Source organism: Micromonospora sp. NPDC004551 (assembly GCF_040609975.1).
Lineage (GTDB): Bacteria > Actinomycetota > Actinomycetes > Mycobacteriales > Micromonosporaceae > Micromonospora.
Genome location: NZ_JBEXLM010000004.1, coordinates 247,199 through 267,113, shown reverse-complemented (window position 1 = coordinate 267,113; position 19,915 = coordinate 247,199). Strand labels below are relative to the sequence as shown.

Below are 19,915 nucleotides of genomic sequence, written 5' to 3'. Positions count from 1 at the left end.
GAGAAACCGTGAACAGCCCGAACAACCCGCGCCTGCCGATCACCTCGCCCGCGGACCTGCTCACCGCCGTGCCGTACCTGCTCGGCTTCCACCCCACCGACAGCCTCGTGATCGTCGGCCTCACCGGCACCCGGATCGCCGTCGCCAGCCGCGCCGACCTCCCCCAGCCCGGCCAGGTCGCCGCCTGGGCCGACGACTACATCCTGTCGCAGATCCGCATGCTGCGGAACGCTGCGGCCACCCGCGCCATCGCCGTCGGCTACGGCCCCGCCGCCACCGTCACCCCGGCCATCGACACCGTGATCCCGCGGCTGGCCGCCACCGACATCGACGTCTTCGACGCGCTGCGGGTCACCGACGGCCGCTACTTCTCCTACCTCTGCCAGGACCCCGCCTGCTGCCCCACCGACGGCGTGCCCTTCGACCCCCAGCGCAGCGACATCACCATGCACGCCATCGTCGCCGGCTGTCACGCCCTACCCGACCGGGCCGCGCTCGTGGCCAGCATCGCCCCCACCACCGGGGACGCCCGCGTCGCCGTCACCCGCGCCACCGCCCACGCCCGAGCCCGCCGGCGCACCCTCATCAGCGAGGCCGGACGCGACGGCCTAATCCGCGCCGGCGAACAGGCGGTGCGGGACATGCTCGCCCGCTACGCCGACGAGCAGACCCTCACCGATGACGAGTTGGCCTGGCTCACCGTCCTGCTGCCCGTCCCCGCGATCCGCGACGTCGCCTGGCAGGCCACCGACGCCCAGCCCTGGCACGTCGCCATGTGGACCGACATCACCCGCCGCGCGCACCCGCCGCTCGTGGCCCCACCGGCGAGTCTGCTCGCCTTCGCCGCGTGGCGCCGCGGCGACGGCGCGCTCGCCTCCATCGCCGTCGACCGCGCGCTGGGCGCCAACCCCGCCTACACCCTCGCGCAGCTGCTCGACCAGGCGCTGCGGGCCGGGCTCACCCCGTCCGTGCTCGACGGCTGGCCCCACCCCGGCCAGCCCACCATCGCCTGACCCGCGTCCGTCCCGTCTGGAGACATCCATGTCCGCACCGCACCTCGACGTCCAGCGGCTGTTGCACGACCAGGGCTACGCCCTCGACCCGGATCAGCTCGCCGAGGCCTGCGCACACCACCCAGAGCAGCTGTGCGCGCTGCTTGCCGCGGCTGGCACCATCGCCGCCACCAGCGCCCAGATCACGGTCCTGACCGACGCCGCGAACCTGCTCTGCGACGTCCATGCCAGCAGCGACGCCGACACCGTTCTGTCGCTACGACAGCGGCTCGACCGGGTCGCTGACGCCCTCACCGCCGCTCTCGCCCAGCACGACAAGGCCACCGCCGCCCTACGACACACCTGCGGCGCCCTGATCCGCACCGACCTCGCCGTGCTCTCGATTCCCGAGTGCGTCAACCCCGCCGAGTCGCCGCGTGACGCCACCGACTCGACGCCCTGACCCAAACACACCCGCACCCATCGCCCCGAACGGGCGGCGGGTGCGCCGGTCAGCAACGCAACGGAGGACCTGATGACCGAACCGACGGCGGCCCCTGCCGCACCCCCGAGCCTCGAATCCGTCCTGCGCCATGCTTGGGACGCCTTCCACCCCGGCCAGCCAGCGCCGCTGGGATGGCTCACTCACACCACCACCCAAATCCAGGCCTACCTGCGTGAGCACCACAGCGACCTGCAGCCGCCGCCCGCAATCCCCGAATCGTTGACGCAGCTCCGCAGACAGATGTGGCAGGCGCTGCGCGAGGCGGTCAGCGAGCACGACATCGACATAGATGCGGCCAACCGGGTCATGGAGGTCGTCGACCTGCCGCTGCTGCCCCGCCGCTGGCAGGTCCGCCTCACCCTGACCGTCCTCGCCGAGCTCACGGCCGGCACGAGCGATGACGCCTTCGACGCCGCCGAAGCCGCAATCGAAACCGCCCTCGCCGGCGCCGAAATCGAGGCACGCATCGAGTGGAACGGCAACGAACGCGACAACGCCGACCCGGGCGACCTTGACCCCACCGACCCGTGGCCCGGCTGCCCGCGGTGACCAGCGCATCCCGGCTACCCGGGGAAAGCGGTCTCCTCTGACCCGCCGAGGCCGTCCCTGCTCACCACAGTCGGGGTGAGGCGATCACCGCGCGGCTCCCGAGAAAAGTGCGGAAATCCCACACACAGCAGGTCCCGGCGTGTTCCGCCGCTACCAGCCGACCTCCAGGCCGGAGACTGCTGCGGGCCACGCATGTTGCGGTGGGTCTGCTCGTCGGGCGGCCGCAGGCCGCCCAGCCTCCCGGGACAGGGCGTTGACGAGCCGGCGGCGCGCTGGGCGCTGGAATGCTTCCTGCCCCCTGCGGCCGCTCCCTCCTCGCTGAAGGCCAGGCTCACCTCCTCGACGACGACTTGATCTATCGGGAAAGTCGAGCGTCACTCGTGGCTGCCGCCACCCCGGCGGACCCGGCAGCGGCCCACACCGCTGGCCGGGGTGGCGGCCACCCGAGCCGACAATCCGCGAGAGGCAACGCCGATGACGCAGCCGCACCGCCGCTGCATTCCCCGCGACGTCACCGACGTCCTGCTGTGGCTGCTCGCCGCCGACGTCGCGTCTGCCCACCTCCCTGATCCCCACCGGCCGGACCGCTGCGCCAACCTGCGCTGCACCGGCGAGGCCTACCCGTGCCCGCCGGCGCGCGACGCCCGCCGCGCCTGCCACGCGGCCACCCGAGGCGAAGTGCTCGCCCGAGGGCGAGCGAAGGTCGCTGCTCCAGCCGGCGCGGCGGCACGGTTCGCCGGCTGGTTCCGGCCCACCCGGCCGGTCCCACCGCCGCAGCGGCCGATGCCGGCGCCGCGCGCCGCCTAACAACTCGCGCTGACTCCCCACCCGGCGCCGCAGTCGGTCCTTCTGTCCTACCGGCGACTGACGCCTCGCCAAGTCCCGTCGCTGTCCGCGCTTCGGCGCCTCATGCCCTGCGCCCTACCACCGCGGGCTACCGGGGCTTCGGACGCGTATGCCGCAACCACGGGCAACGGCGTCGGCTGCAGGCTGCCAGAGCCCCATCCGGCTCGCCCGCGCCTAACGCGCTGGTCGCGCCCCCGCGCACCTGCGGTGCAGGTCCGGACCGCCAGCAAACCCTCGCCCCACAGACCCGAGCCGCTCGAACAGCGCCCCAGTGCTTCACAAGGAGAGGAGAAACCCTGGCACCCGCGATTGACCCGGACGACGCCGATGGCGGCGATCTCAGCGTCGGCGACCCTCAGCTGGGCAAGTCACGGCTGCTATCGCGGCAGTGTGACACCTGCGTGTTCGTGCCAGGCAACAAGATGCGTCTCACCCCGGGCCGGCTACACGACCTTGTCGCCGAAGCCCGAGCCAGGCAGTCCTTCATCATCTGCCACTCGACGCTTCCGCATTACAAGCATCCCGAGGTCAAACCGGCGATCTGCCGCGGCTTCGCCGACCGCTACGACACGCAGGCGTTGCAACTCATCGCACGGCTCTTCGGTTTCGTCGAGGTCGACCCGCCCCAGCAGGATCCATCCGACTTCAGCACCTCTACCTGAACAACCACACCAACGAATGCCCCCAGCGGGTGCGGTACGAGCCGCGTGGCTGGCCACCGCTGCCCGCATCCCTGAAGGAGCGTTCCTCGTGACCGGCATAGACGACTTCCTTCACCGCCAAGGCGAAATCATTGACAGGGTGGGCTGGGCGGTAACTCTCGTCGTCCCCAGCGACGACGACCCCGACGACACCGCACCCTTCGCCTACACCGTCGGGCTCACCACACACCACTACCCGGAGCTGATCATCGCCGGACTGGACCCGGCTACCTCGCAATCGCTGCTCAACGACCTCGCGAGCAGGGTCTACGACAAGGCCGAGAAATTCCGTCACGGTCAGCGCATCGGCGACCTCATCGCCGGATACGACGCGGTCATCATCGACGGCGACCCGACCGAGCAGCTGCACCCCGGCGGCGCGATCGGCCGCTACAGCGGCGACCGCGTCCGCCTGCAGCAGGTTGTCTGGCCTGACCGGCACGGCCGCTTCCCCTGGGACACCGCCTACGCGTTTCCCTCCGCCGTGCAGCCGCTGATCGCCCGGCCGTAGACCTCGGCCGCCGCCGTGGGGCCGGATGCGATGTCGCGTCCGGCCCCTCGCCGCGACGTCCTTTGTTGGCGGAGTGTCGGCGTACGGGTTCCGGTGCAGAGTCGGGTACGCCAGACGTGCGAGGTCGGGGCTCGAAGCATTCGGGACGCTGCGTCGGCGGTCGGCCGGACGACCCACGTCCGCTACTCACGATGAGTAATCGGTGGACGTGAGCTGGCACCCGGAGCGCGGCAGATCAGTACGTTGCCCGAGCCCTCGGGACACATGCCGACGGATGTCCTACCTGCGCTATATCGTGCCAGCATGGCGAAAGTAGGCGACTGGGTGGGCGACCTCGGCCACCTTCTGCTCGCGGATACGGCGCTGAGCGAGTTGCTGATCGACATGCTCCGAATGCTCGATTACGGCCACCTATCGTCGGTGCCGAAGCCACCGGACTCTGGGCTCACCACGAAGCAAGCGGCCAAACAGGTACTCAAGTTTCAGGAGAAGTACCCGCACCTTGTGCCCGACCGCGCCAGCGGATGGTTGCTCGAAGTGCTCACGGCCGCCGACGAGCGCAATGAGCTGACGCATGCAGTCGCATTGGATCGCTGCGATAGGTGCGGGACGGCCACTTTATTCCAGCATCCGCGGACCGGGAAGTACATCGATCGCAGCGACGAGACAGTGCAGGCGCTCACAGAGAGGCTGCTGGACCTGCGCGAGGCCGGCGACGAGATCGCGGCACAGATCGCCAAGCTTGTGAACAAACACATCATCCTTGGGGCGATGCTGCTAGCGGACGACACCGGCGAAACGATAGTGCCTGAAACAGTCCACCCGCACATCGTCAACCACACCTGTGGCGACTGCACCGGAGAGGGCCGCGCCACCGCGTCGGTCGTTCTCCAAGTGGGTGGCGTCGAGGTTAAGCCGACGGGGTTGACCAAGGCCCTCCTTAAAAATCGCGGGACTGGCGAAGGGAAAGGCGCGTGAGTACCGCAGCGCTTTGGCGGGATTCCGCACGCAGTGCGGGATGAGCGGAGTCGATGGCTCTAGCAACGCATTGACACCGAACTGTGATCGGTATGTGATGGCGATCACCAAGCATTCCACCATGACGTGGTCACTCGCCGTACCGTTCGTTGCAGCACACCGGGTAGACGGTCACGGGTCCGTAGCGCCCGGTCGGCGGCATGAGGGCGGTGTCAGGTTGCTGGATGTCGGTTCCTGGCTGATGATCGACGTCGTGATCGGCTCGACCCGGCTGTCATGTGTCCGCGCCTAGCCAGGTGACCCGCGAGCGGGTTTACGCCCACTCACTCCCCATCTCAGGCGGTTAGATCTCTGCCACTGAAGCCCATGCACGGATACATACAGTCATGGCACAACAGCATGCTGTCGGGTGACGGGACGAAGCCGAAACGCCTGCGCATCCGGTCGTCATCGCAGCTGATGCTCTCGATGCGTGCGAGAGGATCGCGTGGGCGCGACACAAGGGAGACTTCGTGGAGGTCGGCCTCCACAATCGATCGTCCGGCGCGTGCCTGGTAGACCTGCCCCACGATGTGCTCGCAGCTATCACCATCCGAGAACCGACAGATGTTGCACTCCCCGTTAGAACGTGCGGCGACAACACCGTACGTCTTACCAAGTTCGTGGTCACACTCCGCTGGGTCCTGGCCGCAGATCCAGCAAGAGTATCGGACTGTCATTCCAGGACTATTACCGAGGCGGATGTGCATCAACGAAAGGGGGCATCGCTTGGTCCATTCCTCGCCGTCATGGACGAGGCGGCAGCCAAAAAGACCTCCCACAAGCTCGCCAGCAAGGTGCGCCAGCTGGTGAGCTTGATCTAGCAGTTCGCCAGTTGTTACTAGACCCCACCCGCGAATACTGGTCGCGTATGAGAAGCTATCTACGTCGATCGGAATCGTTTCGTCAAGGTCTTGCGCGACGTCATCAAGCCAGTTGAAGGCCGCCACGGCAGCGTCCAATGCGGAGCGTGCCGCACCCTCGGCTCCCGTCCAGGCGCGTCCGAGGTGGCGGGTTCCGAGAGTCCGTGCGGCGTCGTCGCGATCATCTAGCAGATTGCGGACTCTGAACCAGGCTCGCACACGGCCGCGTCCGAGCCGCCGGGACTGTGGCTCGGAGTGCTGCTCATGAAGAGCGTACTGCGGTGGTAGATCAGCAAGGCCCCGGGAACAGTGCGCACCAACGCCGATTAACGCCTGCCCGTACTTGCGGCGGCCGGCGTTGAGCGCCCGCACCCCCTCGATGATGCAGAATTCGGTCCTCGCCGGTCCAGCGGGAGGCGGGAGTGGCACGTTGTACCGTGCGACCCGGCCTGCTATCCGTAAGCCGCGCGACTCCGTCACGGCGCGGTCGTCTCCCCGCCCTGGTCATCCGCCCGTTGCTCCACGGAACTGCTGCGTAGTCCCATTCTCGCCGTCACAGGGCCGGCGAGAATGGTGCCCAGAAGCGCCGTGGCATCTTCGGCTGATCCGTCGATCTCAAGACCCTTGATCTTGACGCTGCCCTGCTCGGCGTACTCAAGCTGGGCAATCCTGAGTCGAACTGGGACTTCCGTCTCCGGACCCGGGTGACGTCCCCTCTGGATCGCAAGCCGGACCCGTGCCCAGACATACCCGATCACGGTACCGATGCCATTCGCGGCGAGGTTCTGGGCAACCGCGAGCGCCATCTCAAGTTCCCAGCCGGTCGCGAACTCGTTGAGGTAGCGGCGCTCCTCCTGGGCTAGCAGGTACTCGGCATCGAGACCGGCTGCTCGCGCGGCTCGCATCGCCTCGACATCGTCGGCCAGGTAGTAGGTCGAGCCGTTCCTCGTCTGAACAGGCAAGATCAGGGCGTCTCGGCCGAATTCCGGCCCTTTTGCCCGTAGCCTGTCCTGAACATCGCGCGGCAACGACACGGACCTCACGCTCGCCAACTCAGAATCCCTCACCACATCAGTATTCACCGGCGGGTCGCCTGCGCCCTCGCCGGTCGGCCGTGCGGAAGGTTCTGCCCGGCGCCTCGTTAGGTCTCAAGTGCCACCTGATCACCGAGGCACGTGGGAAGCAGCGGCAGGAGCACGACCTCGCCACAGAACCGCAGCACGCGATGGCCGTGTTCCTCACCAAGATCGGCGATGTCAGCGCCGCACGTCTCGAAGATCCGCAGCTCGAGCAGGCCGACAGACGCAGTCGGCTGGCGGGTGCAGGAGGATCTGGTCGATTACACGGCCGACAGTATCTTGACGTGCCGCAGAGGGTCGGGCGAGCGTTGTGTGCGGCATGGGAGCACCGCTTGCGGACTCGTTCGCCCGCAGACGCGGCAAGTCGCCGTGATTCGAAGGGGTCTGCCATAATTGGGGAATGTCTGAGCAGGTTAGCCGCGACCATCACACCGTGCCGAAGCTATATCTGCGTGGCTTTTGCGGAAGAAAGAAGCTCGACAAAGACATCCTGCTGGCGCGGCATCGCAATGGCACGGAAGAGCGTATGCCTATCAAAAAGGCAACCGTCGAAGTGGATTTTTACGATGTCGGGGAACTCGGCCAACCGGATGATTCCCTTGAGGAATGGTTCTCGCACTCGATCGAGAATCCGGTCGGGGAGGTCATGTACGCACTTCGAGACGGAGCCCTTCCGCCTCCGGGCCCAGGCCGGGCCACACTTGCCACTTTCGTCGCGACGCAGATGGTCCGCACGGTGGCTGTCCGCCGCACTATGCAGGAGGTGAACTCCCACGTGGGCCCGCTAATCTTCGCGAGCATGGTGCTTCAACGTGCCATCGAGATGGATCCCGCGGTGAAGGCGAGGGGGAACCTCACGGCCATGTATCACGACATTGCCAGGCGCACCCCGGAGGTCATGCGCAGGACTGACACTCCGTCGATGCTGCGGACCATGGTTCGGGAAGCAGACAGGATCAAGCGCCTCCTGCTCGATATGCACTGGCTGCTGACCTCCTCGCCGGATCCGGTGCTGGTTACAGGTGACGCTCCCGTGGTCACGGTCAGCGCAACCGGTGAACTCGACTTCTCTAGCCCGGTACTCCTCCCGGACCTACACGAGGTGCACGTGCCGATCACGCCCTCGCGGTTGCTCACAATCACCCCCATTCAGCCGCTGGTCGCCACACCGACTAACTTGACCATTGAGCAAACCGCCCTTGTGAACCAAGCGATGGTGCGCAATTGCTGGGACATGATTTTGCGTCCGCCTATGATGCCGTGGCCGGCATATCTCGTTCTCCCGCGGCAACGGGCCAGCATCAGGAAGCCTAACATTACGGTTCGAGCAAACGAAGCCCGGTCGCCCACTCCCTTGTCCTTTCCGCCGATCGTAGATTTGGCCTTGGCGGAGGCCCTGGAAATTCTCGGCGGAGACCCCGGCCTGTCCGCGTGAACTGACCACTATTGCTACGGGAAATGGCCGGGATAACGGGCTCACATCGGCAGAGTCGGAATTCCGAGAGCCTTTGCCGAACGCGCGCGTCGCGGAATGACAGTGCATTCAATCTCGGGTGACGGCTGACGTGGGCGAGCAATGAGGTGAGCCGAGGTCACTACCGTGGCGTGCATGGAGTCGCCCACTCGAGCACTGCCCATGTCGGATCTGCAGGCCCTGTTCGGCGTGTTGGTGACCGTCCACGGTCACCTCATGGCCGACGAGCTCCCGCCGGACCTGGTACGCCGTCTGCTCAGCCGCCTCACCGACCATGGCCCGTTGCCTGACGGCGCCTCGGCCGGCGAGATGAATGCCTTGCTGGCCGATCTGTGCCAACGCCTGCATTGGGCGATGTCGGAAGAGTACGGCGACTATCCCGAGCCGTCGCCGCGGCGAACCACGTACTACCTTGACCTCCCCAACGAGCCCGAAACCGTGGCCGCATGCATCGCGAGCTTGACCGACCTCGGCGGCCAGGCCAGCGAGCAATCGCTCGAGCGACCTGTCCCTTCGAGTCGGCGACACATCGCCGCAGCATTCCCCGACCTGCCGCCCGACCCGGCCCATCATGCCCGGGTGGCGCAGCTGACCGCCCTCGCACGCTACTACGGAGGCCACTACGCAGGCTTCGGCGCCTGACCTGCACCACCCGGCAGGGCACCAACGGCGGCAAATGAATGCCGCCCCAATCGTCGGCGCCGTGACGGTCCTGGGACGACATCGGTGTCGGGAATTCGGCGGGCGCGCCGTGCCTGAGCGTCCGCTGGGTTGAGGTGGCACCAATTCGTACCAGGCCATGCGCAGCTGGCAGACATAGGGACGAACACGGGCGCGGTTTTCTGCCGGCGTTATTGCCTTGGGCAGGTGGACAGCTCGGCAATATCCTGAGCGGCGTGCCCGAAACGTACCTGTCCATCGCCGGACCTTTGGGGGACGTGTTCGAACCCCGCTGGGCCGAGCTGCAGGATGCCACGGACGAGAACCCCTTCATCTACGCGGGCGTTGAACTGCTCAAATCCGCCGTCGTGCTGGCCCGCGGACTCGCCGACGCCCCGCGGGAAGGACCCCTACCAATCAACGCGGCCATACGCTGCGGGCTGATGGTGCGCGCTGGCAAGCTCTGCCTGGATCTGCTCGCCGACGTCTGCAACGGCCAAGGACGCCAGCAGATCGGACTCCTCCGACAGCTCACCGAGACGCTGGCGAACGTCGCCTACCTCTGCCGCGACGACGAACAAGGCACCCGGCACCGCGCCTACCTGTACGACAGCCTCATCTCCGAGCGCGAGTTCCTGAAAGTGATCGAACGCCGCCGCGCCAGTGGCGACGGCACCGAATTGCCGATCGAAGGACGCCTGCGGAGCTCGATCGAGGACACAGCCGGGGCCGCCGGGATCGACCTGGACACCATCCCCGGCCGACGCCAGATCGGTTGGCCAAGCGCGCAGGACCGGATCGAACAGGCATTCGGGGCAACGGCATATCCGTCGTACCGGGTCGGGTCCGACACGCTGCACGGCGGCTGGTTCGATCTGATTCGCAGTCATTTGAAGCAGGTCGACGGCGGGTTCGAACCGGAATTTCGGCCCATGGGCCAGCGTCCGCAGGCGCTGCTAGCAGCCGCGATCCAGTTGTCCATGGTCGCCCTGGTCTTCCAGCAGCATCAGCCGCCACAGATGCAGCGGCTCTTCGGGGAGCACCTGGCCACGGTCCTCGGCCGCGCCCAACGAGTCGACGACATGCATGAGCGCTGGCTTGCCTCCGATGCCGGGTCGTCCTAGATCACACCGCGAGGAAGAAGATCGGTCCTTTTTGTCTTCGGGGCGTCTCTTCCCCGGGAATTCCGTGGGGCGTAGGAGCGGTCGTGCTCGCTAGGCGCGGGCCCTTTCGGTGAGATCACCGGCGTGGTTCGCGTTGGCTGCCGGTGGTGTCTGCGGACGGGGCGGCCAGTACCGGCGCACGGTGCGTTCCGAGCGTCCAATACGCGCCGCGATCTCGGCCGGATGCAGGTGGGGCTCCCGCCGGTGCCAGTAGGCAACGGCGGCGGCCGTCTCCGACGGCACCAGCTCGTCGCCGTTCACCGCCGGCGCGCCGTTCGTGGCGCTGGCGGCGGGGGGTTGCTGCGCCCGCGCGTTGGCCACGTCGACCAGGTGGCGCCTTGGCCGGCGCTCACCGTCGCCGGCGTCATGTTGTGGGCGACGCTGCGGCGGGTCAGGGCACGGGACCGGATCGGCTGATGCCCTCGCGCCGGATGACGGGTCTGCAGTGCCCTCGTCTGGGCGGCCCGCTGATGCGGCGTGCGGCATGCGTGTGGTGGACGCAGGGCTGGGTGTGGCGGCCACAGGAGGCTGGGGGTGCTGTTCGGGTTGTCCCGCGCGGATCCGGGCGGTGAGCTCGACGAGGCTGACGCTGGCGACGATGACCAGGCCGTCAACGGAGATGGGCAGCAGGTAGGCGGCCCCTGCGCCGGCCTCGCCGTAGCGGGCGGCGACCCCGACGAGGTGCCAGTACGAGACCCAGGTGGCGATGGCGGCGATAACGCTGGTGGCGGCGATGCGGATGATGCCGAGGGAGCGGCGGTGGTGCGGGACGCGGGAGATCAGCTCGACGGTGAGCAGCAGCGCCAGCGGCGGCCATGCGGCGATGATCTGGCTGATCGCGTTCGGTCGGGCGTGCAGCACGTTCGCGGCGACCGATGCGGCGACCCCGAGGGTGAGGGTTGCCCGTACTGCCCATCGCAGCCGCTTCAGGTGCACCACAGCCACATCAGTCGCAGCCTCGCTTGTCGAGTTGTCCGCGGTACGGGTGGTGGGGCTGGTCAGCGGGCTCACGATCGTGCTCCCTGCGCTGCGGCCCGACCTTCTCGGCTGGCGGAGCGCAGCTTGGTGATGAGCTGGTCGGCGAGTGTGAGCGTGTCGTCGCTGGGCTCGGCGTCGATTTCGGCGAGCTGCCGTGTCACGGTCCGGCGTAGGGCCCGCACGCCGTCGATGTCGCCGAGGTGCGCGCGGGCGCGCATGGCCACCTGGTACAGCTGCTCGGCGTAGGGGTGCTGGCCGATGGCGGCGTCGACGACGGCTAGCTGCTCGGCCGGTTGGCCGTCGAGTTCCTCGGTGAGGGCGACGGCCGCGTCGAGGGCTTGTTGCCGCACAGCTTCCCGGTGGGCCTCGATCCACTCGTAGTCGCAGCCGTCGGCGAGTGGTGCGCGGTAGGTGTCGACGGCGCGGCGCAGCGCCGCGACCCGTTCGGCTTTGCTGGTGGCGGTGTTGGCGGCGCGGAGGGCGGCGCGCATCCGCCACAGGTCCACGTCAAGGCGGTCGGGGTTGAGCTCGTAGCGGTGGCGGGGGTGGGTGAGGTAGGTGCCGGGTCCGCCGTGGTGGCGCAGGACGCTGCGGAGGTCGGAGACGTAGGTGTGCAGCCGGTGGGTGGCTTTGCTTGCGGGTGCGTCGGGCAGCAGGTCGTCGAGGATCGCCTCGGTGGTGGCGGTGCCGTCGCGTGCGGCCAGGTATACGAGCAGTTCGAGGGATTTGGCGCGCAGGCTGCGCTGCGGGTCCGCGTGGGCGAGGGCGGGAGCACCGAGCACGGTGACCGCGACCGTGGTGAGGGTGCCGGTTTCGGGGGCGGGTGGGGTGGAGTTGGTCGCCGGCGTGCTGGTGGCGATGGGTTGGTCGAGGGCGTCGGCGTGGCTCGTGTCGAGCGCCTGGATCTCGTGGTCAGCGCAGTGTAGGGGTGTGTCGGCCGGCATCGTTGCTCGCTGATGTTGGCGCGTCAGCGGTGTTCGCGGGTCGGGTTGTGTGCCTGTGCGTTGTGCGGTGGGCGTGGGCTCGGTGGGGGCTGGGGAGGGGGCCTCGCCGGTGTAGGCCTCGGCCAGCACGGCGAGCAGATCGAGGGTCTCGGTGGGTTCGAGGACGGTGAGCCGGCCGATGTCGGCGCGGTGGGAGGCGTGGTCGGTGTCGGCGGGTGTGGTGGTGCCGTCTTTGTTGACGGTGACGGTGGTGCCGTCGGACCAGGGGCCGAGGAGCACGCCGTGGATGTCCAGGCGTTGCCCTTGGGTGAGGAGGGCGGCGACGCGGGGGCGCTCGCGCCGGTCTGGGGGGTGGGTGAGGAGCATGACCGGTGGGAGGGGCTCTTCGTAGGGGTCGGCGCGTAGGTCGGCGACGGTGGCGGTCTCGTGCTGGTCGAGCAGTCGGGTGCGGCGCAGCGCCAGGGCTTCGAGGAGGTCCAGCGCGTCGTCGAGGGTGGGGGTGATCCTCAGCCGGGGTGTGCGGGGCAGGGTGCCTGTGGTGGCGCCGAGCAGGGTCGCCGCAGTCGCTGCCGGTATCACGACGTGGGTGCGCGCGTGGGGATGTTCGTCGGCGTCGGTGGCGAGGGCGGCGGTGAGGAAGCCTCGGGCGGCGGCGTCTGCGCCGGGTCCGGTCAGGCCCAGTCCGGCGGGCGGCCATACCGTCAGCGGCGCAGGCGCCGGCATGATCGGGTCGAAGCCGTGGCTGCTGGTGAGCGCGGTGGTGTCGGGTGAGGCAGTGGCCGAAGGATCGTGTGACGTCGCGCGTTGACTGCTCGAGTTGGTGTTGCTGAGGGTGCTGGCGCCGTCGGGATCGCCGACTGCAGTGTCCGCTGGCTCGTTGTGTTGGCCCGTTTCGCCCGCGATGGCGGCGGGATGGCGCAGCGCGCGGCGGATCTGCCCAATCAGCCGGGGCAAGGGGGCGAGAGTCTGCGTTTCCCAGCGCGGCGTGGTGGAGGGCTTGCCCGCGGTGTAGCGGCGCTGCCGGTGCGCCCAGACGAGGGCGGCGGCGGTGGTGATGGCCAGGGCGAGGCCCAGGCTTATCCAGCTGCCGCTGGACAGCACCACGCCCCGGTCGGGGCTGCTGGGGCGGGGTCCACGGTCCGCGGTCGGTCCGGAGGTCGGCGTGCTCGTCGTGTTGTCTGTGCTGGCGCAGGTGCCGGCGATGGTGGGTGTCGGCGCGTGGCTCGGCTCGATTGTGGGAGTCGTTGTAGTGGGTGGGGCCGGGTGCGGTGTCGAGGGCGGCGGGGCGGTTGTCGGTGCGGGGGCCGGGGTGGCGAGGTCCGGCTCATCCGGGGCCGACGGTGGCGATTCGGGGCGGGGTCGGTGTTCGGTCGGTGGAATGGCATCGTCGGGCAGGGTGAGGGTCCAGCCGGGGTAGATGACGTTCGGGTTGCGCAGGGTTCCGCCGGTGTGGGTGAAGTGGGTGCCGCGGTTGAGGGCGAAGATTTCGGGCCAGCGGTCGGGGTCGCCGAGCCGCTCAGCGGCGATCTTGGAGAGGGTGTCCCCTCGCCTGACAGTGTGGGTGTAGGCACGGTCGGCGGCCATCAGAATCAGCTGTAGGCGGCTGCTCACCTGGCGGGTCGCTGGGGCGGTGGTCGAAGCTTCGGGAGTCTGCGCGTCGCTGTCGTGCGTGGTTCCGGTGGCGGGGGCGGGGTGGGCGGGGGTGCCCGCGGTGGCGGTGGTGACGGCGGTGGCGCCGAGCAGTGCGGCGGTGAGGCCTTGGACGGGGCCGGGTAGATGTAGTGCGGGCAGCCAGCGCAGGCGGCGAGCCAGCGTCGTGTAGGCGCGGGTCAGGACGGTGGTTGCCAGGAGCAGCCACAGCATCACGGCGCCTGCTTCGGCCAGGAGGATGACGAAGTCGGTCGTCAACGGTTGGTGAATCCACTGCCGGAGCGCCGCCGGCGACGGTAGCCGAGGATGCCACACGCCGCTTGCGACGAGGATCGCGGCAACGACAAGGGTGGACATGATGGACGTGGCGGCGGCCGCGGCGTTCGCTGCTCTGGACCTCACCTGACCTCCTTGCGTCGCTGGCTGCCACGCCGCCGCTAGGCCGGATGCAGCGGCGAGCGCGCCGCGAACGAGGGCTGCGGATGGCGGTGGGCTGGGAATGATCTGACGCTATGGCCGTGGCGATGGCGGCGGGGCGGGGCGACGGCTTACAGCGCCTTACAAAACCTCACGCGCCCTTACAACCGCAGCTCAACGAGTTACGGCCCCTGCGATCGGTCGCTTCCGCAACGGGGTGGCTCGCGCTGCTGCGCTTCGATGTCTGGGGGGGGTTCGCTAGTCGCCGGCGGAGGCGTTGCTGTGTTCGCGGGGCTGGCCGGGGGTGTCGCTGGGGTGCAGCCCGGCGATGCTGAGCTGGTGACGGTGGGCGTCGCGCAGCCGTTGTGCGGCGGCGTGGTCTCCCAGCGTGGTGAGGATGTCGATGGCCCGCTGGTGGAGGTTCTCGTTGTAGGGGTCGACGCGGATCCCGGCCTGCAGGAGCTTCACGGCGCGGCGGGGATCGTGTTGGGTCGACGCGGCGGCGGCGTAGGCGTCCAGGACGAGCCGGCGGGTGCCTTCCCGGGGCGGGTCGATCCAGGGCCAGGTGTGGCCGGCGGCGAGGTCGCCGGTGTAGGCGTCGATCACGGCCTGCCACGCGCGGGTGGGGTCGGTGAGGGTGGTGGCGGCGTGGTGGGCGGCGGTGTGCAGCCGCCACAGGTCGACCTCAAGGTGCTCACTGCGCAGGCGATAGCGGTCGTCGGTGTGGTCGATGATCGGGAGATCCGAGGCGGCGCGGATGGCGGCGCGTAGCACGCTGAGGGTGGTGTAGAGGCGGTTGGTGACGGTGTGGGCGGCCAGGCCGGGCCAGATTGCCTGCACGAGTTGTGCGGTGGTGGCGCCGTGGCGGTGGACGGCGAGGAAGGTCAGGATCTGCACGGCGGCGCTGCGGCGGATGGTCACGGCCCGGCCGTCGATGAGCAGCGTGGGCTGGCCGAGGACCCGCAGCTCGACCGGCGGCTGCGCGGCAACGGGCGGGGTGGGCTGGGGCGTGCGGTCCTCGCCGGCTTGGTGGGGAATCCGGACCTCGGGCGGCTGCCGTCGCTGTTCGGGAACGGCGGTGCGGGGGGCGGTGCCTGCCTGCGGTGCGTGGCTTGGTGTGGGCGGGGCGATGACGGTGAGCAGGTCCATCGCGGCAACCCGGTCCAGGACGCACAGCCGGGGCCCTACCTGCCCCGGCAGCCGCGCATCCACGGTCCGCCCGTGCTGGTCGACGCTCCACGCGGCGCCAAGCGGCCATGCGCCGAGGACGACCGCGGTTGCTCGGCCGGCGCCGAGCAGGGCCGCCAACCGGTCGGCCGCAGGCCCCGGCGGCGGCTCGGTGATCAGCACCAGCCGCGGAGCCTCCTCGTGCGTCGGCGGCGGGCCAGCCGTGTCAGGTGTGCGCGATGCGAGGGAGTCGATCAGCTCAACGGCGTGGGCCGCGGTCTCGGTGACCCGGAGGGCGGGGATGCTGTCGCAGACTGCGGTGGCGGCCGGCGGCAGCAGCGTGGTCAGGGCGGACCGGGTGATGACCACGCGGATGGCGTCGGGCGGATCGCGCAACGCCGCAAGAAGCGAGGTGACCAGCACTCCCCTGGCGGCGTCGGCCGCGCCGCCGCCGGCGAAGACGACGCCCGTCGCAGGTAACGCGGCGATCGACGGCGGCGCGGTAGCCCGGGTTTGCTCGTCGGGCGACCGTCCGCTGGAGTCCTGGTCGGGGACGCAGACGGCTGCCTGGACGGCGGTGACGGCCGCCGGCAGCGGTGCCAGGTCCGGGTCGTCCTGGTCCGGAGACTCCCGCAGGCCGGGCTGGTAGCTGCGTCGGCGCCTCAGCCACACAAGTGTGGCCGCGGCGGCCACCTGGTCGGCCGTCTTCTGAGGCAGCCAGCCGCCCGGGATGGTGACGCCCTCCCCCGCAACCTCGGGTGCGGGGTGCGCGTCGACGGCGTCGTGGTGGAGTGTGCCGGCGGAGACAGCGATGGGCTGGACGGGCGGGGCTGTCGCGGTGGTGTTGGCCGCGGCGGTCAGGGCGGCGGCGCCGGCCATGCCGGTGGCGGTGGCTTGCAGGGGTGTCGGCAGCGGCAGGCGCCGCAGCCAGCGGGCGCCGGTGCGCAGACGCCGTGCGGCGGTGACGATGACCGCGTATGCCACGAGCAGCCAGAGCAGCCATGCGAGGACCGTCAGTCCGGCGGTCAGCGTCTGGGTGGTGAGGGGTTGCGCGACCCAGAGGCGGACCTGCTGCAGGGTTGGCCAGCTGTGCAGTGGCGGGCCGACGAACCTCGCCAGCAGCCACGGTGGCATACCCAGAAGGAGCAGAGCGAAGGCGAGGGATGTGACCCTTCGCGGCCACCTCACCTCACCCACCCCCTGCAGGAGCTGACCTCTGCTGGGCGCGGATGTCCGCGCCTCGGCCCGCCGCTCATCGAACTTGGGGCGCTGCGGGGCGAAGGAGGCGGGTCCACAGCTGGCGCAGCCACCACACGGCCACGGCGATCGCGTAGATCGCCCCGAGGATTCCGGAGGCAGGCCAGCCGACCAGCGCGGCGGTGATGACGGCGAGGGGTGCGCCGAGGATCAGCCGCAGGATGGGCTGGGAGACGACGGCCATGACGGTTCCGACACCGAGGAGCAACCCGCCCAGGCGACTGGCGAGGTCGATCCACAGGACCATGCTGGGCCAGCGGTCCGCGGTCAGGGAGTACTGGATGAGCATCATCCCCAGCCCGGCGGTGACCACGGAGCCGGTCGGGAACGCGAGTAGCTGCGACCAGCCACCTTGGGGGATGCGCCACTGCCGGGCGGCGACGAGGGCCATCACCGCGGCCGCGGCGACGATCGGGGCGATCGGCAGCAGCGCCCAGCGCAGGAATCCGCCGGCGGGGTCGCCGATGTAGAGGCTGCCGACGACGGCGTACATGCCGCTGACCGCGACGCCGAGGGACGCCGATGCCAGGATGCCCGTGCCGGTCTGGGAGCCAGGGCTCACCGCCGGCTTGGTGCGGGCGGCGATCGTGGAGGCGAGGACGGTACCGGCGCCGAGGCTGGCGATCACCGCGAACACGGCGGCCACGGCCAGTTCACCCCAGTTCAGCAGCGCCGACCTGTAGAGGTAGCTTCCGTTCCATTCGGGAGTCAGCAGGAACTGGGAGATCAGGCCGAGCGACATGAAGCCGGGTACCGCGATCGCGGCGGCCCGTCGCAGGGGTGGCACTGGGTCCTCCGCCGGCAGCGCTGCGGCTGCTGTGGCGTCGGCGGCGCCTGCGTCGGCGGCTCCCCGGACGGCCGCCGTGGCGGGGTCCGCCACCACGGTCGGGGTGACACCGATGGTCTCGGTGAGGACCTTTTCCAGCAGGTGCATCCGGGCGACACCGCCGACGCAGTAGACACCGGCGAGGTCGTTGACCGCGATCTCGGCGGCGGCGATCGCCTCTGTCGTCAGCTGAGCGACGCGCTGCAGGACGGGATGGGCGGCTTGCTCGAGGAGGTCGGTGTTGAGCACCGCGGCCTGGCCCTGGGGCAGCGGCACCGTCACCGCGACACGGTCGGCCAGGGCATGCTTCGCGGCGCCGACGCAGGCCAGCAGGGCCCACCGCTGCCCGTCGCCACCTGCCGGGCTGGTGTCGGCGAGCATGGCGGTGAGGGTTTCGTCGATCGCTGTCCCACCCGCGCTGGCATCGGCGAGGGTAGCGAGGACCTCGAACCCGGCCGGCCCGCGCCGCAGGACGCTGACCTCGGCGCCGGCGCCGACGTCGCACACCACGATGTACGACCCCACCGGCAGCTGGACCCCGGTGGCCAGCAAGTGTCCGGCGACGGCCACGGGGGCTTCGATCAGGCGGGGTTGAGGCAGGCCCGCCCGGTGCGCGGCGTGGCGCATCCACGTCCGCCGCCGCGGCCCCCATCCGGCCGGCACCACCAGCCGCACGTCCTCCACCACCGACCCGACGGCCCGCTGCGCCTCGGCGGCGACCCGACGTAGCGTCGCGGCGACCAGGTCCAAGGTGTCGACATCCGCGCCGGCAACGGCGAGCTGCTGCTCGGGGGAGCGCCGTGGGGCGGGGATGAACCGCTGCGGATCCGCAGCGGCGGCCTGCCATGCCTGGTGGCCGGTCAGCACGTCGCCGTCCCCGCCGACCAGCACGGCACTCGGCAGGGCTGGTTCGCCGTCGAACATCAGCGGCAGCCAGGTGCCGTCCGGCCACGCCAGCACCGCGGCTGTGCTGGCGCTACCGCAGTCGATCGCCAGCCGCGCCTCCCCCGTACCCATAGACCTCAGTCAAACATGACGATCACATTCACGTCACCCGCGAACTACTCACAGCCATCAAACCGAGGGCTCAGGGGCGGACCGCCGGAAGCCGTCAGCGTAGGTACACAGCAGCTAGCCGAGCCTGACCCGAACAATGCGGGACCGCCCACGACTTGACCCGATAGCCCACCGTCGATATCAACCTGTCCACACGATCCTCGTCGGAGGAAATCATGAAGCCACCCACCAGCCCGATGTCCGCACAAGCACAAGCCGTCGTCGACAGGTGGACACAGGCGGCGCTGTCCTGCGAACCCGCCGACCACGCGCGTGCCGAAGCCGCCGTCCGTCTGGCATACCAGGCGGCAGGGCACCCCGAACCCTCCCGATTCCTCTGGTGCCCCTCTCCCCCCGCCGCCATGGAACAGCTGCACCGTGTCATCGGCGACGGGCACACCTCGCTCGTCACGTCGGTGCGGCGCGACAACCTCAACCGCTCCCTTGCCGCCGCGCGGGCGCCGATCTGGGAGCAGACCAGCGAGCTCGACCGGTTCACCGCCCACGGGGACTTCCACCAGTTCATGGAGTGGACGGGCTACTACGGCGAACAGCGCTACGACGGCGTCGACGCCCGCTACGACCTCATGGAGCACCCCTACAGCTGCAACCCCGTCACCAAAGCCGAAGGCGCTACTCTCGCACCGGTGCTGCACGCGGTGCGGCAGGTGTACGACCTTGTGCACTCGCCGATCTGGGCGAGCATCGACCGCAGCATCACCGCCAGCTACACCCTGGTGCCCGCCAGGTTCTGGGACACCGGGAGCAGCATCGTGGACCAGGACGACGAGGGACATGCCGTCGTCCGCTACTGCCTGAACCCGCGGGACTGGTTCTTCGAACCAGCTTGGAACTTTTACCCCGACTGGCTCCTCCTCGCCGCCATCGACACCTACCAGCAGCTACTCAAGACCACTCCCGATCCCGCCTGGGAAGGATGCAGGGAGGTGGCGCTGGCCGCAGGGCCATGGTGGCCATTCGCCGACGTCGCGGTCATCAGCGAACGCCCCACGTCCCTGCGGGTGAATGGGCAGGGCCAGTTGCACGGCGAGGGCGAGCCGGCGGTCGTCTGGCTCGACGGCAGCCAGACGTGGGCCCGCGACGGCAACGTCCTTCCGCCACCGTGACCAGCCGTCACAGACGGGCGAGCCGCTCGCGCCTTGATTCGCAACTGACCGGGGACATGCGGGGACGACGGGGCAGCCAGGCTCTCGCCACGGGCCGGGCCGCCCGCGCCACGTCACGCACCGCTGCTGGATC

At 69.5% G+C, this 19,915-nt stretch carries 16 protein-coding genes; 11 read left to right on the top strand and 5 right to left on the bottom strand.

What is annotated here, in order from left to right:
• Positions 1–8 precede the first annotated feature (8 nt).
• The 7 genes from ABZW14_RS07910 to ABZW14_RS07880 all read left to right on the top strand — a co-directional run bounded on the left by ABZW14_RS07910 (position 9) and on the right by ABZW14_RS07880 (position 5,082).
• Positions 9–1,013, top strand: coding sequence for a DUF4192 domain-containing protein (locus ABZW14_RS07910; RefSeq protein ID WP_355341523.1), 1,005 nt, complete (start codon positions 9–11; stop codon positions 1,011–1,013).
• 28 nt (positions 1,014–1,041) lie between these two features.
• Entirely contained in the window at positions 1,042–1,455 is a 414-nt protein-coding gene (locus ABZW14_RS07905) for a hypothetical protein (RefSeq protein WP_355341520.1), read from the top strand.
• 72 nt (positions 1,456–1,527) lie between these two features.
• Positions 1,528–2,046, top strand: a complete 519-nt coding sequence (locus tag ABZW14_RS07900; RefSeq protein WP_355341517.1) for a hypothetical protein — start codon at positions 1,528–1,530, stop codon at positions 2,044–2,046.
• A 474-nt stretch (positions 2,047–2,520) separates the two neighbouring features.
• Positions 2,521–2,853 carry a hypothetical protein gene (locus tag ABZW14_RS07895; protein ID WP_091269789.1) on the top strand — a complete coding sequence of 111 codons (333 nt, stop codon included), beginning with the start codon at positions 2,521–2,523 and terminating at the stop codon, positions 2,851–2,853.
• Between the two features lie 440 nt (positions 2,854–3,293).
• Positions 3,294–3,554 (top strand): hypothetical protein, encoded by a 261-nt coding sequence (locus ABZW14_RS07890; protein WP_355341514.1) that lies wholly within the window; start codon positions 3,294–3,296, stop codon positions 3,552–3,554.
• An 88-nt stretch (positions 3,555–3,642) separates the two neighbouring features.
• Positions 3,643–4,104, top strand: a complete 462-nt coding sequence (locus ABZW14_RS07885; RefSeq protein ID WP_355341511.1) for a DUF4262 domain-containing protein — start codon at positions 3,643–3,645, stop codon at positions 4,102–4,104.
• A gap of 303 nt (positions 4,105–4,407) precedes the next feature.
• On the top strand, positions 4,408–5,082 hold the full coding sequence (locus ABZW14_RS07880; protein ID WP_355341508.1) for a hypothetical protein: 675 nt from the start codon (positions 4,408–4,410) through the stop codon (positions 5,080–5,082).
• A 1,378-nt stretch (positions 5,083–6,460) separates the two neighbouring features.
• On the opposite strand, the gene ABZW14_RS07875 is transcribed toward ABZW14_RS07880, so the two are convergent.
• Positions 6,461–7,018 (bottom strand): hypothetical protein, encoded by a 558-nt coding sequence (locus ABZW14_RS07875; RefSeq protein WP_355341506.1) that lies wholly within the window; start codon positions 7,016–7,018, stop codon positions 6,461–6,463.
• Positions 7,019–7,463: 445 nt separating this feature from the next.
• Here ABZW14_RS07875 and ABZW14_RS07870 point away from each other — a divergent pair, with 445 nt between their 5' ends.
• The 3 genes from ABZW14_RS07870 to ABZW14_RS07860 all read left to right on the top strand — a co-directional run bounded on the left by ABZW14_RS07870 (position 7,464) and on the right by ABZW14_RS07860 (position 10,321).
• On the top strand, positions 7,464–8,498 hold the full coding sequence (locus ABZW14_RS07870) for a DUF4238 domain-containing protein (protein WP_355341503.1): 1,035 nt from the start codon (positions 7,464–7,466) through the stop codon (positions 8,496–8,498).
• A gap of 174 nt (positions 8,499–8,672) precedes the next feature.
• Positions 8,673–9,179 carry a hypothetical protein gene (locus ABZW14_RS07865; protein WP_355341500.1) on the top strand — a complete coding sequence of 169 codons (507 nt, stop codon included), beginning with the start codon at positions 8,673–8,675 and terminating at the stop codon, positions 9,177–9,179.
• A gap of 254 nt (positions 9,180–9,433) precedes the next feature.
• A complete protein-coding gene (locus ABZW14_RS07860) occupies positions 9,434–10,321 on the top strand; it encodes a DUF5677 domain-containing protein (protein WP_355341497.1) in 888 nt (295 codons plus the stop codon).
• Positions 10,322–10,411: 90 nt separating this feature from the next.
• Here ABZW14_RS07860 and ABZW14_RS07855 read toward each other — a convergent pair whose 3' ends face one another.
• The 4 genes from ABZW14_RS07855 to ABZW14_RS07840 all read right to left on the bottom strand — a co-directional run bounded on the left by ABZW14_RS07855 (position 10,412) and on the right by ABZW14_RS07840 (position 18,616).
• Positions 10,412–11,305: a DUF2637 domain-containing protein gene (locus tag ABZW14_RS07855; RefSeq protein ID WP_355341613.1), complete on the bottom strand. Its 894-nt coding sequence runs from the start codon at positions 11,303–11,305 to the stop codon at positions 10,412–10,414.
• Between the two features lie 62 nt (positions 11,306–11,367).
• A complete protein-coding gene (locus ABZW14_RS07850) occupies positions 11,368–14,190 on the bottom strand; it encodes a BTAD domain-containing putative transcriptional regulator (protein WP_355341494.1) in 2,823 nt (940 codons plus the stop codon).
• Between the two features lie 417 nt (positions 14,191–14,607).
• Positions 14,608–16,650, bottom strand: coding sequence for a hypothetical protein (locus ABZW14_RS07845; protein WP_355341491.1), 2,043 nt, complete (start codon positions 16,648–16,650; stop codon positions 14,608–14,610).
• Between the two features lie 118 nt (positions 16,651–16,768).
• The gene (locus tag ABZW14_RS07840; RefSeq protein WP_355341488.1) at positions 16,769–18,616 is read right to left on the bottom strand and encodes an Hsp70 family protein; all 1,848 of its coding nucleotides are present in this window, start codon (positions 18,614–18,616) and stop codon (positions 16,769–16,771) included.
• A gap of 215 nt (positions 18,617–18,831) precedes the next feature.
• Here ABZW14_RS07840 and ABZW14_RS07835 point away from each other — a divergent pair, with 215 nt between their 5' ends.
• Positions 18,832–19,782, top strand: a complete 951-nt coding sequence (locus ABZW14_RS07835; protein WP_355341485.1) for a DUF6745 domain-containing protein — start codon at positions 18,832–18,834, stop codon at positions 19,780–19,782.
• The last annotated feature ends 133 nt before the right edge of the window (positions 19,783–19,915 follow it).

Bases quoted from the DNA above. Each gene is read 5' to 3' on its own strand.
- ABZW14_RS07840 (WP_355341488.1), bottom strand. From the start codon at position 18,616: ATGGGTACGGGGGAGGCGCGGCTGGCGATCGACTGCGGTAGCGCCAGC.
- ABZW14_RS07870 (WP_355341503.1), top strand. From the start codon at position 7,464: ATGTCTGAGCAGGTTAGCCGCGACCATCACACCGTGCCGAAGCTATAT.
- ABZW14_RS07900 (WP_355341517.1), top strand. From the start codon at position 1,528: ATGACCGAACCGACGGCGGCCCCTGCCGCACCCCCGAGCCTCGAATCC.
- ABZW14_RS07835 (WP_355341485.1), top strand. From the start codon at position 18,832: ATGAAGCCACCCACCAGCCCGATGTCCGCACAAGCACAAGCCGTCGTC.
- ABZW14_RS07845 (WP_355341491.1), bottom strand. From the start codon at position 16,650: ATGCCACCGTGGCTGCTGGCGAGGTTCGTCGGCCCGCCACTGCACAGC.
- ABZW14_RS07905 (WP_355341520.1), top strand. From the start codon at position 1,042: ATGTCCGCACCGCACCTCGACGTCCAGCGGCTGTTGCACGACCAGGGC.
- ABZW14_RS07880 (WP_355341508.1), top strand. From the start codon at position 4,408: ATGGCGAAAGTAGGCGACTGGGTGGGCGACCTCGGCCACCTTCTGCTC.
- ABZW14_RS07895 (WP_091269789.1), top strand. From the start codon at position 2,521: ATGACGCAGCCGCACCGCCGCTGCATTCCCCGCGACGTCACCGACGTC.
- ABZW14_RS07865 (WP_355341500.1), top strand. From the start codon at position 8,673: ATGGAGTCGCCCACTCGAGCACTGCCCATGTCGGATCTGCAGGCCCTG.